14 protein-coding genes are annotated in these 13,671 nt (G+C 69.8%); 6 read left to right on the top strand and 8 right to left on the bottom strand.

Features of this window, described 5'->3' with window-relative positions:
* Nucleotides 1-169: 169 nt before the first annotated feature.
* Complete coding sequence (locus tag HUO13_RS00895) at nt 170-3,298, bottom strand: arabinosyltransferase domain-containing protein (RefSeq protein ID WP_211899628.1); 3,129 nt, start codon at nt 3,296-3,298, stop codon at nt 170-172.
* 240 nt (nt 3,299-3,538) lie between these two features.
* The gene (locus tag HUO13_RS00890; protein WP_211899627.1) at nt 3,539-4,363 is read right to left on the bottom strand and encodes a helix-turn-helix domain-containing protein; all 825 of its coding nucleotides are present in this window, start codon (nt 4,361-4,363) and stop codon (nt 3,539-3,541) included.
* A gap of 206 nt (nt 4,364-4,569) precedes the next feature.
* Between HUO13_RS00890 and HUO13_RS00885 the strand changes: the two genes are divergently transcribed.
* Complete coding sequence (locus HUO13_RS00885; protein ID WP_197537720.1) at nt 4,570-4,800, top strand: zinc finger protein; 231 nt, start codon at nt 4,570-4,572, stop codon at nt 4,798-4,800.
* Nucleotides 4,800-5,372, top strand: coding sequence for a hypothetical protein (locus tag HUO13_RS00880; protein ID WP_211899626.1), 573 nt, complete (start codon nt 4,800-4,802; stop codon nt 5,370-5,372). The genes HUO13_RS00885 and HUO13_RS00880 overlap by 1 nt, the downstream gene beginning before the upstream one ends.
* A gap of 79 nt (nt 5,373-5,451) precedes the next feature.
* Here HUO13_RS00880 and HUO13_RS00875 read toward each other — a convergent pair whose 3' ends face one another.
* Nucleotides 5,452-7,026 (bottom strand): alkaline phosphatase D family protein, encoded by a 1,575-nt coding sequence (locus HUO13_RS00875; RefSeq protein WP_211899625.1) that lies wholly within the window; start codon nt 7,024-7,026, stop codon nt 5,452-5,454.
* Between the two features lie 202 nt (nt 7,027-7,228).
* Nucleotides 7,229-7,780: a PadR family transcriptional regulator gene (locus HUO13_RS00870; RefSeq protein WP_211899624.1), complete on the bottom strand. Its 552-nt coding sequence runs from the start codon at nt 7,778-7,780 to the stop codon at nt 7,229-7,231.
* Nucleotides 7,781-7,915: 135 nt separating this feature from the next.
* On the opposite strand from HUO13_RS00870, the gene HUO13_RS00865 reads away from it, so the two are divergent.
* The gene (locus tag HUO13_RS00865; RefSeq protein WP_211899623.1) at nt 7,916-9,325 is read left to right on the top strand and encodes a carotenoid oxygenase family protein; all 1,410 of its coding nucleotides are present in this window, start codon (nt 7,916-7,918) and stop codon (nt 9,323-9,325) included.
* A gap of 2 nt (nt 9,326-9,327) precedes the next feature.
* Nucleotides 9,328-10,083 carry a VC0807 family protein gene (locus tag HUO13_RS00860; RefSeq protein ID WP_249124368.1) on the top strand — a complete coding sequence of 252 codons (756 nt, stop codon included), beginning with the start codon at nt 9,328-9,330 and terminating at the stop codon, nt 10,081-10,083.
* Nucleotides 10,084-10,286: 203 nt separating this feature from the next.
* Here HUO13_RS00860 and HUO13_RS00855 read toward each other — a convergent pair whose 3' ends face one another.
* Both HUO13_RS00855 and HUO13_RS00850 read right to left on the bottom strand, forming a co-directional pair.
* On the bottom strand, nt 10,287-10,448 hold the full coding sequence (locus HUO13_RS00855; RefSeq protein ID WP_211899622.1) for a hypothetical protein: 162 nt from the start codon (nt 10,446-10,448) through the stop codon (nt 10,287-10,289).
* Nucleotides 10,445-10,693, bottom strand: a complete 249-nt coding sequence (locus HUO13_RS00850) for a hypothetical protein (RefSeq protein ID WP_249124367.1) — start codon at nt 10,691-10,693, stop codon at nt 10,445-10,447. Before HUO13_RS00850 ends, HUO13_RS00855 begins: the two co-directional genes overlap by 4 nt.
* A gap of 117 nt (nt 10,694-10,810) precedes the next feature.
* Here HUO13_RS00850 and HUO13_RS00845 point away from each other — a divergent pair, with 117 nt between their 5' ends.
* The gene (locus tag HUO13_RS00845; protein WP_211899621.1) at nt 10,811-11,719 is read left to right on the top strand and encodes a helix-turn-helix domain-containing protein; all 909 of its coding nucleotides are present in this window, start codon (nt 10,811-10,813) and stop codon (nt 11,717-11,719) included.
* Nucleotides 11,685-11,882, top strand: coding sequence for a DUF397 domain-containing protein (locus HUO13_RS00840; RefSeq protein ID WP_211899620.1), 198 nt, complete (start codon nt 11,685-11,687; stop codon nt 11,880-11,882). The genes HUO13_RS00845 and HUO13_RS00840 overlap by 35 nt, the downstream gene beginning before the upstream one ends.
* Nucleotides 11,883-11,961: 79 nt before the next feature.
* On the opposite strand, the gene HUO13_RS00835 is transcribed toward HUO13_RS00840, so the two are convergent.
* Complete coding sequence (locus tag HUO13_RS00835) at nt 11,962-13,086, bottom strand: decaprenyl-phosphate phosphoribosyltransferase (RefSeq protein ID WP_211899619.1); 1,125 nt, start codon at nt 13,084-13,086, stop codon at nt 11,962-11,964.
* Nucleotides 13,079-13,663: a phosphatase PAP2 family protein gene (locus HUO13_RS00830; protein ID WP_432757814.1), complete on the bottom strand. Its 585-nt coding sequence runs from the start codon at nt 13,661-13,663 to the stop codon at nt 13,079-13,081. The genes HUO13_RS00835 and HUO13_RS00830 overlap by 8 nt, the downstream gene beginning before the upstream one ends.
* Nucleotides 13,664-13,671: the final 8 nt, after the last annotated feature.

Raw genomic sequence — 13,671 nt, 5'->3', positions numbered from 1 at the left:
AGGATGGAGGAAAAGCCGCGGGACCGCCGCGCGGCAGATTCCGCGAACGGTCGATGAAAGCCCATACCCCCAAGCAAAGCGACCACACCGGCACTCACCGACAGTCCACTCGAAAGAGTGGCCGGTGGCGGCACCTGATCAGGCGGCTCCGGGTTTCGCGCCAACCGCTTCAGTGCTCTTCGAACGGGTAGGCGCCGTCGCCGTCCGCACCGCCGATCTGGACCCTCGACACCTGCCGGTCGTAGACGTCGCGCTCGATGTCGTAGCTGACGGCGTAGACGTGCCCCCACCGGACGCCCGGGGCGTCGCGCAACCTGCTCGGCAGTTCGATCCGGCGCGACTGCATCGGCACCCCGGCGAAGACCCCTCCGAGGCCGGGGTCGTACGCCATCGACGCCTCACCGGCGGGCGGCGCGACCAGGACACCGGGGCTGTCAGCGGTGCCGCCGCTGACGCGCGGGTAGTCGATGCGGCACGGGAAGAGCAGTCCCATCGGCCAGTCGACGAGCGTCGGCCCCTGCGCGTCGAGCACCTCGGGCAACGGCACGACGTCGCGGACCACCGGGGCGCTGACCGCCAGCCAGCCCTGCTCGTCGGTCGTCCGGTCCTCGGCGTGCAGCCGCACCGTACGGGCACCGGTGGGGACCTCGACGGTCATCACGCGCCATGGGCGGAAGTCGCGCCAGTCGACCGGCCTGCCGTGTCGGGGGTCGTCGAAGGGCAGTTCGGTCGGTGGCGGGTCGCGCAGCTCCCGGACCACGTCGCCGGTCGGCGTGCCGAACTCGACGACGAGCGAGTTGCCCTGCTCCGGCCTGCCCGCGACCCAGATCGCGAGCACCTGGTCCGGCTCCAGCGCGGGCAGCTCGAACCACTCTGTGGTCAGGCTGCCGGTGTTCTGCGGTCCGCCCTCGCGGCTGTCCCAGACCGGCGGCACGTCCTCCTGCGGCTGCAACTCGCCGTCCTTCCTGGACTCGGGGTCCAGGTCGGGCTCCGGTGGCGGTGACCCGGAAAGGGCGAAGCCGTCGGATTCCGGTGCGCCCGGCAGTGCCCGCAACGTCGCGGCCAGCGGAAGGGTCTCGACCTCGTGCTCGACACCGCAGCTCGTGGCGGTCACGCTGCGCCAGTTGGTGCGGGCGACCGAGAAGCGGTCGCCCATCTCCCGGTACGCGGTGGTGAACGAGCCGAGCAGCACGATCGTCGATGCCAGGGCCGCCAACGCCATCACCGACGACGGCATGGCGGTCCACGCCTGCCGCGCCTCGGAGTCACCGCGCCGCGACAGGAGAACGACGGCGAAGCCGGCCAGACCGGCCGCCACGCCCACGGCGAGCCACAGCACCGGCTGGTCCAGCGGCTCGACCGGCGTGTCCGACCACGGCATCGCGATGTCGGAGTACAGGTACCAGGCGTTGGGCCCCATGAACGCCAACCCCGCCGCCAGCGATGCCGCCAGCGCCCCGCACACTCCCAGCACTCGGGCCTCCCGCCGCGCGCGCACCCGCGTCAGCATCACGACGGTCACCGCCAGCAGCGCCGGACCGAGACCGGCGAGCGAGCCGAAGTGGTGGGTCCACTTCGACGGCGTCAGCCACAGCGCGGCGAAGATCGCCGCCACCGCGCCGAGCAGCAGCGCGACGTCGGGCATCCGCGTCGAGCGGTGCACTCCGCGCAGCACGCAGCCCGCCGCGATCAGCACCGCGGTGACCACCAGGAAGACCGCGAGCCGCTTGCCGGCGGCGCCCCAGTGCGTGGTGCCGAGCAGCACGTTGTAGCGGTTGAACTCCTGATACCAGCCCAGGCTCGGGCCGAACTCGTTGTGCAGCCAGGTCGCCTGCGCAACGCCGTTCCACGTCGAGTCGGCGAACATCGCGACCAGGCCGACCGACCCCGCGCACGTGATCAGCGCGGTGCGCGCCGGGATCGACAGCCACGCCGGTACGACTCCCGGCCGCACGACCAGCCTCGCGATGCGCGGCGAGAACAGGAGCACGATGATCAGCGCCGCGACGCCGGACGGCGTCACCGCGACGGTCAGGCCGGCGGCCACCGCCGCCACGCCCAGCCACGCGAAGGGGCCCGCGGAGTGTTCGGCCTTCAGCAGCGCCGCGACCAGCACCGTGGTACCCAGCGCGACGAACGCCTCGGGACGCACGCCGAGGTCGAAGGGCAGCCAGCAAGCCAGGAAGAACACCGCGGCGAGCAGGTGCGCCCGCAGCCGCGAGCCCGGTCCGCACAGCGGGCCGACCACGCCCCTGCTGAGGACGAGCCAGGTGAGCCCGCCCGCCAGCACGCTCGGCAGCCGCAGCCAGACGGGCGCGAGGCTGTGGTCGGCGAACCACCGCATCGTGTGCTGCACCAGCGTGAACGGCGTCTCGGAGGCGTTGAACCAGCGGTAGTAGTTGGCGATGTCGCCGGTCGGCTCGAAGTTGCGGACCGTCATCATCGCGAAGCCGTCGTCGTCGCTGATCGGGCCGATGACCAGCCACCACGCGAGAATCCCGAGCACGGCGGCGTCGACCGGCAGCAGCAGCCAGGTCCTGGGCCGCGCGGCCCCGCGCAGCGCCGACATCGCCGGCGGCGCGGTCACCACCAGGAACAGCAGCGACAGCACCGCCATCAGCAGCGCGCCGGTGATCAGGCCGCGCTTCTGCTCGGTGGGTGTGGTGTCGAACCACGAGAACGTGCGCGCGGTGACCGAGAGCGTGGCGGCCTGCATCGGTTCGAGATCGGTGCTGAAGGTGAAGATCTCCGGTGCCGCGACACCGGGCAGCGTCGTCGTGGAGGGTCCCGCGGTGATCACCGTCTGCCGCGAGTCGGCGTTCACGGTGAGCGTGCAGTCGCCGGAGAGCGGTGGGAGCTCGACCTCCCGCTGCCCGAGCAGCAGCCGCGGCTCACCGTCGCGGGCCGCGACAACCATGCCCTCGCGGTCGCTGCCCGGCGGCAGCGTCGAGAGCACCGTCCCGTCCGCGATCCGCAGCGTCGCGCACGGCACCGCCGCGTGGAACTCGGCGGGGCGGTAGGGCGCGAACAGCGCCGTGGTCGACTGCAGTCCGGCGTCGAGCGTCGTGCCGGTGCCTGGCGCGTCCGGCGTACCGGCGTGCACGGACGGCCACCGCACCTCGGTGCGGTCGGACCACACCGGCGCGAACGGCAACGACACCGCGCAGACCAGCCCCAGCAGACCGACCGTGAGCGCGACGAGGTGAGCGAGCCACAGCGGAGTGCTCCTGCGCGCTGGCCGCTCCGGGCCGGGCTCGGCGGGACGTTCGAGTACGGCCGAACCGATCGGGTGGTTCACCGGCTCTCCCTGCTGGGGAGTTCGGACTGTTGTTTGACCATACTGGCGAACAACCAGCCCCGAAGGTGTGATCGTTTCGGCGATTCGCCCGCTCGGCGTCCGCGAACGCACGGCGGTTCACTCCGGCGGCGGTTCTCATGATCGCGCCGCCACGGTCCGCGGGCGCTGGTGCCGAGACGGGGCCGGCACCGGACCGGCGGCGGATGCGGCCGCCGCCTCGTCCGGTGGTGCCGCGCGGACCTACGCGTATTCCTTGATCTGCCGTTCGAGCAGCGTGGTCGTCTCCGCCTCGTCGAGGGCCGACCCGCGCAGGCGGTCGAAGGCCGCGCCGTAGCGTTCGACGTGGGAGCCGCCGTCGAGGTAGCCGGCGGTGTAGAGGTCCTCGACGTAGACCACCGTGCTGCCGGACTCCCGCAGGTGCAGCATCACGAACGACGACCCCATGCCGGCGTGCGCGCCGGCATGGAACGGCAGGACCTGGAGCGTGATCTCCGGCGACTCCACCACCTCGCGCAGGTGGCGAAGCTGCCCGCCCATCACCTCCGGCCCTCCGACCGGGCGCAGGAGCACGGCCTCGTTCAGCACGACGTGCAGCAGCGGGACGTTGCCACCGGAGATCCGCGCCTGGCGCTCCTCGCGGACCGCCATCAGCCGGTCGACCTGGCCGGGATCGGTGGCCATCGCATGCGCGCGGGTGTACTCCGCGGTTTGCAGCAGGCCGGGCACGAGCTCCGGTTCGTAGCCGCGGATCTCGTCGGCGATGCTCTCCATCGCGACGAAGCGGCGGGCCCAGTCCGGGACGCGGACCTGGGTGCGCTTGCGGGCCTCGCGGGCCAGTTCCAGAACGGTCTGCGCGGTGTTTCCGTTGGCGCCGTAGAGGTCTATCAGCAGTCTCGCGTCACCGGCGCTGATGGTGGAACGGCCGGTTTCGATCTTGCTGATCTTGGGCGCCTGGCACTCCAGCACCTCCGCGGCGTCCTCGCGTTTCTTACCCGCGCTCTCGCGCAGTTCTCGGAGCAGTTGGCCGAGCTGCAGCCGCGCGACGGGCGGGTTGGCGACGGTCATGAAAATTCCTTCGAATTCAAGAAGCCGGTCATTCTTCCCGATCACCTTGGCATGGCAATGCACGGAAATCGATCACCCTTTTAGGGACTCGCGCGTCGGACCGTTCCATTAATAGGGTTCTCGCCGGCGGCGGCTCCGGCGGCGACTCCCCGATCTCCCGGCCGGGGCCGCCGTCTTGATCTGTCGTTCTGCCTTGGGAGACAACGGTGTTCGGAATCTCGTCTTATCGGCCGACCGTATACTGGCGTCCCATCGCGGGCGAACGGCACGCGCTGCGTCCCACCTCACCGCCTCGCGAGGGCGAGGAACGGGAAACGCTGTGCGGCAAAACGGTCCTGATCCCCGATCCGTCCTACGTGGACTGGCTGGCCCCGACCTGCGCCTGCTGCATGGAGCAGGCGCGCATGCTCTGCGATGCCCCGGAAAGGAAGATCTGATGCACCCGGTTCTCAGCGGCACCGCGGGAATTCTGCTGCTCGGCTGCGCCGCGGCGGTGGCCCTGGCCGTTTTCCCGCTGCGCGGAGGAAAGGGGCAGCACGCGCACGCCGGCCCCGGAACGGTGACGGTCGAGCACCTTTGCGGCGCGCACGCCGGGGCGGAAGGCGAAGACCAGGAAGAGATCGAGTGGCCGCGGGTGGACTGGGATGAGCTGTCGGCGCGGGAAATGATCGAATTCCCGGCGGGCCGGGATGATCTTCCGTCGACCGGGGATGTTTTCCCGGAGCTTGTGGGTGCTTTCCCGGACGCGGCCGGTGCTTTCTCTGCATCCGCCAGCGCTTTCCCGGACCTGACCGACGTTTTCCCGGACCTGAGCCCGGCTTTCCTGGAATCCGCCGAACCCGTTGATCACGAGTACGTCGGTCGGCATCGCCTGCGCTGCAACGACATGCTCAGCCATCGCCTCGAATGGGAGCTGATCGGCTGGCCGGAACCGGTGCGCGGGCCGTACAAGATCGACATCGCGTTCGTCCCGCCAGGCGTGGAGATCCTGGTGCCCGCGTCGCACTGAAGCGGCGACGCCGTGGGGGCCGCTCGCGGCGACCCCCACGGACGCGGTCACGCCGGGTTCGGTCCCGGCTCCGCCAGGATCACGCCGGGTTGAGGCCGGGCCTGCCGTCCTCGACCACGAAGCTGGCGGCGGTGCGCACCGGAGCGCCCTGCTTCGACACGTACGGCACCACGCGGTAGTCCGCGCGCAGCTCGCCCTCGGTGAACCTGGTGCGGATGTAGCCGCGCTGGTTGCTGTAGAAGCGCACGTGCGGGTTGTCCCGCAGGTAGCCCTTCTCCTTGTCGGTCAACGACTCCGAGCCGTCGCCGCCGCTGGTGATCGAGGTGGTGGTCAGCTCGGTGGCCACCGTGCGACCGTCGCTCTGCACGTCGTTGGCCCAGTTCTTGTGCACGTCACCGGTCAGCACGACCGGGTTGCGGACCTTGCCCTGCTGGAAGCCCTGGATGACGCGCTGCCGCGATCCGACGTAGCCGTCCCAGGCGTCGGGGTTGTAGCCCTCGGCGTCACCTTCGGCCAGGTCGATCTCGGCGAACATGACCTGCTGGCCGAGCACGTCCCAGCGCGCGTTCGACGACCGCAGGTTCTTGAGCAGCCAGCGCTCCTGCTCAGCGCCGGTCAGGCTGCGCGCGGGGTCCAGCCGGGCCGGGTCGGTGGTCGGGACCTTGTCACCGCCGACCTGGTCGTCGCGGTACTGGCGGGTGTCGAGCATGTGGAACGTCGCGAGCCGGCCCCACTCGATGCGGCGGTGCAGCCGCAGGTCGATGCCCTTGGGGACCTGGGCCCGGCGCAGCGGCATGTTCTCGTAGTACGCCTGGAAGGCGGCCTTGCGGCGCTCCAGGAAGTCCGGCTGCGGCTTCTCCGGCTTCTCGTGGATCTCGTCGGCCCAGTTGTTGTCCAGCTCGTGGTCGTCCCACACCACGACCCACGGCGCGGCCGCGTGCGCGACCTGCAGGTCCGGGTCCGACTTGTACTGCGCGTGCCGCTGGCGGTAGTTGGCCAGCGTCGTGGTCTCGGGACCGGCGTGGTCGCGGATGTTGCCGCCGGGGATCACGTAGTCGCCGGCCTTGTACTCGTACTGGTAGTCGCCCAGGTGCAGCACCAGGTCCGGGTGCTCCTCGGCGAGGTGGCGGTAGGCGGTGAAGAAGCCGTGCTCGAACTGCGCGCACGAGGCGAAGGCCATGGTCAGCTCGGTCATCGCGCCCGGCAGCGGCGCGGTCCGGGTGCGGCCCACCGGCGAGACGCCGCCCTCTGCGCGGAAGCGGTAGAAGTACTCGCGGTCCGGGCGCAGCCCGGTCAGCTCGACGTGCACGCTGTGGCCGAGGCTCGGCGCGGCCTGCGCCTCACCGCGCTGGACGACGCGGTGGAACCGCTCGTCCTCGGCGACCTCCCACTGCACGGGGAAGGTCTTGTCCGGCATGCCGCCCATGCCGTCCTCGGCGAGCGGGTCGGCGGCCAGCCGGGTCCACAGCACCACGCCGTCTGGGGCCGGGTCGCCGGAGGCGACGCCGAGGGTGAAGACCTCGCCGCGCCGGGCGAAGCCGGCGCCCTGCTGCGCGGCAGCGGGCAGCGCGGTCGCCGCGGAGAGCGCGACGGCGCCGGCGGCGGTGCCGCCCAGCAGCACGCTCCGGCGCGAAACGGTGGTGGGATCGGACAAGACAACCTCCAGGGTTCGGGGCCTCCCACTTTTGCCCCGGACGGTGAAGGTCCACCTCCGAACGGGTGATCTGCGGATGAACATTTCCGCTGACGGTAGGCCACGACGGGTGCTCCTGGCGGCAGTGCGATGTTCATCGCCTCGATCAGGAGCCCTGGTTCGTCGGGCCGCACACAGACCCGGCGGCTTGAGTCCTTCAGGCTCATGTGCTGGTGCCGGCGGAGTCCTCGTCCGGCACCGCCCGTGCCAGCTCGCTTTCCGCCCATTTCGCCCAGTCGACCATGGCCTGGTACTGGCGCACGCCGTACTCCCCCGCGAGCCGGCCGAAACCCCACTGCCCGTCGGGCCCGCTGGCCGCTTCCACCCTTGATTTCAGCTCGGCCACCTCCTCCTCCGCGTGCTCGCGGATGCCGCGCAGCACGGGAAGCGCTTCCGCCGGATCCAGGACCGACATGAGGAAGAGGCGCAGCACGAACTCGTTGCGGACGGGCTGGAGGGAGGACCAGTCCATGAGCCAGTCGTGCAGTGCTTCCCGGCCCGCTTCGGTGAGCGCGTAGGTGCGGCGCCCTCGGGCGCCTTCCTCCACGACGGAGATCAGACCGTCGGCCGCGAGCTTGTTCAGCTCCGGATAGATCTGGCTGTGCCTGGCGTGCCAGGCGTAGCGCTTCAGAGACTGCTCGAAACGCTGGGTCAGGTCGTAACCGCTCTGCGGTTCGTCGGCCAGCAGTCCGAGCAGGGCGTAGCGCAGCGACATCGTTACCTCCGAACCCCGACTCTACCTGACAAAACCGTCATGTCATCCCGAACATGTCAGAGTTGACATGTCGGTGATGACATGTCAAAGTCATCGGCGAAGTTGCTGGCATCTCTTGCCCCTGAGGGGAAACACATGACGGAAGTCGCCGAGGAGGCGTCGAGCGCGTCACCGGTCCACCTCGTCGGCCACCTGGAACCCGTGCCCGACGAGATCGAGGTCCACGACCTGCCGGTGACCGGCGCGTTGCCCCAGGAGCTGACCGGCCGGTACCTGCGAAACGGGCCGAACCCGCTGCCGGGGGAGAACCCGGGGCACTGGTTCGCCGGACACGGCATGGTGCACGGCATCCGCATCCGCGACGGCCGTGCGGAGTGGTACCGGAACCGCTGGGTTCGCACCAACCTGCTGGAAGGGCGCTTCGAGGCCGGCGACGGCGCCGCGCTCGATCGCTCGGTCACGCCGGCCAACACGCACATCATCGAGCACTCGGGGCATCTGCTCGCGCTCTGCGAGGGCGGGCTGCCTTACGAGCTCACCGCCGACCTGGACACCGAGGGGCCGCGCGCCTTCGACGGGCGGCTGACCAACGGGATGACGGCCCACCCCAAGGAAGACCCTGACACCGGCGAACTGCACTTCTTCGGCTACGGCTTCCGGCCGCCGTACCTCACCTACCACCGGTTGTCGCCCGCAGGCGAGCTGGTCCGCAGCCAGGTCGTCGACGTGCCGAGCGCGACGATGATGCACGACTTCGCCATCACCGAGAACCACGTGATCTGGCTGGACCTCCCGGTGACCTTCGACCTGGACCTGGTCGGCCGCGCCCTCCCCTACCGGTGGAACGACGACTACGGCGCTCGGCTGGGGGTGATGGCGCGTGACGGGGAACCGGCCGTGCGCTGGTTCGACATCGATCCCTGCTACGTCTTCCACGTCGGAAACGCCCGCGAGGACGCGGCCGGACGCATCGTGCTGGACGCGGTGCGCTGGGACAGGGACACCTTCCGCAGCGGGTGGTCGCGGCTGGGCGGCGACGGTCGTGCCCGGCGCGAGGGCGGGTTGGCCGGCGAGCTCTCCGGCACCGGTCGCAGCACCCTGCACCGCTGGACCTTCGACCTGGCGTCGGGTTCCGTGCGGGAGCAGGCGATCGACGACCGGGGAGTGGAGTTCCCGACGCTGAACGAGAACCACGTCGGCCGCGACAACCGCTACCTGTACACCGTCGCCGAGCAGTTGGACGACTCGAACACCGGCGCCGCGGTCGTCAAGTACGACACCGCCACCGGCATCGGCGAGACGCACGACCTCGGAGCCGGCCGGACCGCGGGCGAGGCCGTGTTCGTGCCCGCGGCCGGTGCGCGCAACGAAGACGACGGCTGGCTGCTCTCCATCGTCAGCGACCGCTCGGGCAAGGGCTCCGACCTGGTCGTGCTCGACGCCACCGACCTCACCGCCGCCCCGGTGGCCACCGTGCACCTGCCCCGCCGGGTGCCCACCGGATTCCACGGATCCTGGATCCCGGACGCAGAACTGGACGCCTGATCATGACGACTTCGCAGTACCGCACGACAACCGCCGGTACGAGGCTCGCCGGCTCGCCCGACGAAAGGCCCACGATGACCCTGCCCCAGACGCAGTCGACGACCTCGCCGCAGGCCGAGTCGCCCTCGGCGGTCCGCAAGTTCCTGAAGATCTTCGGCGGGCTGCTGGTGGACGTGGGTCTGCCCATGGCGGCCTACTACGGGCTGCGCTCCTACGGTTTCAGCGAGCACGTGTCGCTGCTCGCCGGTGCCGGGGTGGCCGGCGTGCGGCTGCTGTTCGGCGTGTTCCGGGCCGGGAAGCTCGAGCCGTTCGCGGGCTTCATGCTGCTGACATACCTGCTCGCGCTCCCGCTCGTCCTGATCTCCGGGGACGACCGCACCCTCATCATCAAGGACTCGCTGGGCACCGGTATCACCGGGCTGATCTTCCTCGCGAGCTGCTTCGTCGGGAAGCCCGCGATGTTCCACGCCGGAAGGCGGTTCCGTTCCGCCGGTGACAACGTCGAGGAGTGGGAGGGCCTTTGGGGAACGAACCCGGGCTTCCGCCGCACCTTCACCCTCATGACCGCGGTGTGGGCGGTCGTGCTGCTCGCCGAAGCGGCCGTGCGCGTCGGGCTCGCCTTCGTGCTGCCCATCGACGTGATGGTCGCGTTGTCCGCGGTGCTCGGCATGGGAACGATCGCGCTGCTGCTGACCTGGACGATCATCTACGGTGCCCGACGGCAACGGCGTCTCAAGCAGGCCGCGCACGCCGGATGAGCATGCGCTGACAGCGGTCCGGTTCTTCGGACAGCTCGCGGGAAGCCCTGGCCGCTCGTCCCTTGTGGACGGACAGCCGGGGCTTCTCGCTTGAGATCCGCTGGTACGGCCGGTCGGCGGGACGCGGGAAGGGGACACGCCCACGCCGACCGGCCGCGTCGCCCGGTGCCGGAGGTCGGGGAAGCAACGGCACCAGGCGGCTTTCAGAGCGCCCGCATGCGCTCGATGACTCTCCGCAGCAGATCGGGACCGACCCGCGCCCAGTCGATCGACTCGTGCACGAGCCACAGGACGTCTTCGGGAGTCGGTCCGCCGAGGCCCGAGTCCGCGGAAGTGATCTCGGCCGAGTCCGGTGCCGTGCTCATCTTCCCGCCGCACCCTTCAGTTCCTTGAGGTTCTCGTTGCAGCGCTCGCAGGTGGGCGCACGAATCCAGTCCATCTCCGAAGGCGTGGCGAGTGCGAAATCCTCACCGCAGAAAGCAGAACCGGCGGGGCCCGAGTCGATCCTGCTGCCGGGAAAGGCATGCCGCACGAACCCGTACACGCTGGACCTGTCCGGTACCGGCAACCAGTAGTAGCGCCAGGACGGGAAATGCGATGAGTCGATCACGGCGCTTCTCCTGCCCTCGGCTGTCGCCTTCGGTGCTGATCTTGTTGGAGCCGCATCCGAACACACAAGCCAGCAGGTGCAATTGCGCGCTATTTTCAGTCGATCGAGTGCAGCTCGTTGATCGAAAACGGCGATAGGCTCAGGCGCATGCCAGCCACGCCCACCCGGCGCAAACGCCGACTCGGACAACTCCTCCTCGGTCTTCGGGACCGTGCCGCGAAATCACTCGCGGATTCCAGCGAACTGCTGCGCGTTGCCGAATCGACGGTGTCACGGTACGAAACCGGTCACGTGCGGCCGGGCTGGGCCACGATGCAGGCACTGCTGGCGTTCTACGGCGCGGAAGACCACGAACGCGTCGAAGCCGCGGCGATGTGGGAGGACGCGGCGGAACAGGCGACGCGAGTGGTGACCCCGGCGGGAAGTTCCAAGGCACTGCGAGCATTCCTCCGCGCGGAGAACGAAGCCGATACGGCACGTCATCTGGAACCGCTCGTGATCCCCGGGCTTCTTCAGACCCACGCGTACGCCCGCGCCCTCAACCTCACCGGTCAGCAGTTCCACAGCACTCCGCCGCAGCGGTACGTGACCGCACGGTTGAGCAGGCAGGCGAGGTTGTCGCCGCCCTCCCCGATGAACTACCACGCGCTGATCGACGAAGGAGTGATCCGGCGCGTCGTCGGAGGACCGGAGGTCATGGTCGAACAGCTGCGCCACCTGCTGGTCATGGCCGAACGGGACAACGTGACCTTGCAGATCGTGCCGTTCGGCATCGGCGCTTACGCCACCATGACCGGCGGCTTCGTGATCCTCGGTTACCAGGACGCGGCGGATCCGCCCGCCGTCTACGTGGCCTCCGCCGCAGGCGGCAACTGGGTGGAGAATGGTGACGACGTGACCAGGTTCGCGGACACGTTCGACGAGGTCACCAAGTTGGCGCTGAGCACCGACGAGTCGTCGAACCTGATCCGCTCGCAGGTAGGGGCTCTAGATGTCGGACTTGAGATGGCGCAAGAGCAGTCGTAGCGGGAGCGGGGCCAGCGAGTGCGTTGAGCTGGCGATCGAGGACTTACGGACCCACATCCGCGACACCAAGGACAGGGACGGGGGCACGCTGCGCGTGACTCGCCGGGCGTGGGCGAGCTTCCTCGGTGAGGTCAAGAGCGGTGGGTTGGACGTGCGCCGCTAGACGCTGGCGCGTCTGTCCGATCCCCCGCACGCAACGAAAACGCCCCCGGCCGAAGCCGGGGGCGTTTTCTCGGCCTGGGTTACAGGTAGAACGCCAGGAACAGGAAGCCCGCGAGTATCACGCCGAGGACCAGCAGGACCTTGTCCTTCAGCGCCACTTCCTCCGGTTCGCCGGCGACGCCGCGGTCGACGTCGACCGCGTAGCGCAGCATGGCGATCACGAACGGGATGATCGAGATCAGGCCCCAGCGGGACTGCTCGATCTCACGGATGTCGTAGGCCCACAGGGCGAAGGACATGATCGTGATCGCGGCCGAGATGGCCCACACGAACCGCAGGTAGGAGGGCGAGTACGCCTTCAGCGACTTGCGGATCTTCGCGCCGGTCTCCAGCGCCAGCTTCACCTCGGCGTAGCGCTTGCCCGCCACCATGAACAGCGAGCCGAACGCGGTGACCAGCAGGAACCACTGCGAGATCTCCAGCACGGCAGCCGCACCACCGGCCACCAGCCGCAGCAGGAAGCCGGAGGCGACGATGCACAGGTCGATCACCGGCTGGTGCTTGAGGCCGAAGCAGTAGCCGAGCTGCACCGAGATGTAGACCGCCATCACGACGACCAGCGGGAAGCTGACGAATGCCGAGATGAGCAGCGATCCGCCCAGCAGCACCACCGCGACCACCCATGCGATCGGCAGCGGGATCAGGCCCGCCGCGATCGGGCGGTTGCGCTTGGTCGGGTGCTGCCGGTCCGCCTCGACGTCGATCGCGTCGTTGATGAAGTAGATGCCCGACGCGGCCATCGAGAAGACGACGAACGCGAGCACCGCGTCCAGCAGGACGCCGGTCTCCAGCAGCCGGCCGGAAGCGAATGGCGCGGCCAGCACCAGGACGTTCTTGACCCACTGCTTGGGACGCAGCTCCTTGACCAGGCCGGTGGCCAGGCCGGCGGGCGTGCCCGCCTTCGCGGTGACCTTCGCGTGGTAGGCGTCCGACGACTTGTCCTTCGGGTCGTCGGAGACCTTGGTCGCCTCGGGTTCGAGGACCTCGTCGCCGAACTCCGAACCGATCGTGCCCTCGGCGTCGACCTCGACCTCCGCCTTGGCCTCCGCGGCGCGGGCCTCGGTCTGCTCGGCCTCGGTCCGCTCTTCCTTGCTCTCGGCGGCCTCGTCCTCCCGGACGGCCGCGGTTTCCTTCTTGTCAGCCACGGTTCCTCCGCCGTCTGATGAATCGCCGGACGGCCCACGCCACGACACCGCCGAGCGCGGAACCGGCGACCACGTCGCTCGGATAGTGAACCCCCAGGACGAGTCGGCTGACCATCATCGGCGGCACCAGCACCGGGGTCAGCTTCTTACCCGTCAACCCGCCGTAAAGCACCGCGGCGGCCGTCGTGGACGTCGCGTGCGAGGACGGGAAGCTCAGCTTGCTCGGGGTGCCGACCAGCACCTCGACCTGCGGGTCGGCCGGGCGGCGCCTGCGCACCACCCGCTTGACCCCGATGGATGCGCCGTGCGCGAGGGCGACGCCCGCGGCCGCGGTGATCCACTCACCGCGGCGCTTGCGGTCGACCAGCGCACCGACGGCGCCGATGGCCAGCCAGCCGCCCGCGTGCTCGCCGAACAGCGACATCGCGCGCGCGGCCTTGACCACCTGCGGCTTGGCCAGCGCGCCCTGCACCTTGCGCAACGCGACGGTTTCGGGGGTGACCGTCGACTTCGCCTCGTCTGTCTGTGCGGAATCCTGCGGTTCGGCAGGAGCCGCCGTGGTCAGGTCTGCAGCCACTTCGTCTC

It is taken from the genome of Saccharopolyspora erythraea (assembly GCF_018141105.1).
GTDB classification, from domain to species: domain Bacteria; phylum Actinomycetota; class Actinomycetes; order Mycobacteriales; family Pseudonocardiaceae; genus Saccharopolyspora_D; species Saccharopolyspora_D erythraea_A.
Note: the sequence above shows the minus strand (reverse complement) of the source record. Positions and strands in the feature narration are given on the sequence as shown.

What these genes read in the sequence shown, in the direction of transcription:
- HUO13_RS00890 (WP_211899627.1), bottom strand. Translation starts at nt 4,363, where the DNA reads ATGACCGTCGCCAACCCGCCCGTCGCGCGGCTGCAGCTCGGCCAACTG.
- HUO13_RS00870 (WP_211899624.1), bottom strand. Translation starts at nt 7,780, where the DNA reads ATGTCGCTGCGCTACGCCCTGCTCGGACTGCTGGCCGACGAACCGCAG.
- HUO13_RS00840 (WP_211899620.1), top strand. Translation starts at nt 11,685, where the DNA reads ATGTCGGACTTGAGATGGCGCAAGAGCAGTCGTAGCGGGAGCGGGGCC.
- HUO13_RS00880 (WP_211899626.1), top strand. Translation starts at nt 4,800, where the DNA reads ATGCACCCGGTTCTCAGCGGCACCGCGGGAATTCTGCTGCTCGGCTGC.
- HUO13_RS00865 (WP_211899623.1), top strand. Translation starts at nt 7,916, where the DNA reads ATGACGGAAGTCGCCGAGGAGGCGTCGAGCGCGTCACCGGTCCACCTC.
- HUO13_RS00855 (WP_211899622.1), bottom strand. Translation starts at nt 10,448, where the DNA reads ATGAGCACGGCACCGGACTCGGCCGAGATCACTTCCGCGGACTCGGGC.
- HUO13_RS00860 (WP_249124368.1), top strand. Translation starts at nt 9,328, where the DNA reads ATGACGACTTCGCAGTACCGCACGACAACCGCCGGTACGAGGCTCGCC.